At 79.2% G+C, this 1,241-nt stretch carries 1 protein-coding gene; it reads right to left on the bottom strand.

The annotated features are described in order from the left end of the window. Positions 1-114: 114 nt before the first annotated feature. Positions 115-1,241, bottom strand: a 1,127-nt coding sequence (locus tag CRM73_RS19315; RefSeq protein WP_229588812.1) for a nucleotide pyrophosphatase/phosphodiesterase family protein, incomplete at its 5' end; no start/stop codon positions are given.

Raw genomic sequence — 1,241 nt, 5'->3', positions numbered from 1 at the left:
GTCCACCCGGCGCGGCGGCCGGATCGCCGCGCTGCGCTGCGGCCCCGTGGCGGCTCACCCGGCCGCGGCACCCCGGTCGCGGCGTCCCTGCGCCGGCTCGCGGTGGGCGGGCGCTCAGGCCAGGCGCAGCAGCGGGACCTCCCGCTCGGCGCGCGTCAGCGAGCCGTGCTGGCCGACCATGGACAGGACGCTCGGGCGGACCCGGCCCAGGTCGAACAGCGCCAGGGGCTCCCGCCCCAGCACGAGGAGGTCGCCGATGCGCCCGCGCACCGCGTCGCGCACGAGCGCCGGCGGGCCGAAGTAGCCCGCGTCGAGGGCCGCCTCCCGGGAGAGGATCCACACGCGGGACCCGAACTGCTCCCGCCAGGCGGCCACGAGCGCCCGGACGTCCTGCGCCGTCGCGTCCGGCTCCAGGTGCAGCTGCACCGCGCGGGGCTCGCCGGCCGTGTGCCGGACACCGTCCAGCAGCCCCGGGAGCTCGGAGAAGTCGACGCGCGCGTCCCGCGGGACGTCCACCATGCCGTGGTCACCGGTCACCAGCACCGTGGTGCCGGCCGGCACGCGCGCGACCAGACGGCGCAGCGACGCGTCGAGCTCCTCGAGCTGGGCCGTCCACTCCCAGGACTCCCAGCCCCGGGCGTGGCCGGTGCGGTCGAGCTCGTCCCAGTAGAAGTACATGAGGGCGTCGCGTCCCGCCGCGAGCTGGTCGAGCGCGGTGCTGACCCGCGCGGCCGGCCCCTCCGCGGCCACGAACCGGCCCCCGCGCAGGGCCGCGTCGGTGAGCCCGGAGCCGGCGAAGCGCTGCCGGCTGACCGTGACCACGTCCACGTGCTCGGCGGCGCGCTCGAGCACCGTGGGCAGCGGCTGCCACGCCCGGGGGTCCACGGCGGCGTCCCAGCCGCCGAGCTGGTTCACGACCCGGTCCCGGTCGGGGTCCAGCACGTCGTAGCCCACGAGTCCGTGCGCCCCGGGGGCCGCGCCCGTGCCGAGGGACGCCAGCGAGGCCGCCGTGGTCGTGGGGAACGCCGCGTCCAGGGTGGCCAGGCCCTGCGCGCCGGCCAGGCCCGGGGCGTGCCCGGCGCGGGCCCGCAGCTGGGCCCGTCCCAGGCCGGCCACCATGACGACGACGACCCTCCGGGCGGCGGGCAGCCCCAGCGCGTCCCGGAAGCCGGGCACGCCCAGGGACGCCGCGGCCGAGGACATGACCTCCGCGACCGAGCGGCTGCCGTAGCGCGGCGGCC

The sequence above is a fragment of the Kocuria sp. CCUG 69068 genome, from assembly GCF_020833785.1.
GTDB lineage: Bacteria > Actinomycetota > Actinomycetes > Actinomycetales > Micrococcaceae > Kocuria > Kocuria rosea.
This window is presented reverse-complemented; position numbering and strand designations above follow the sequence as displayed.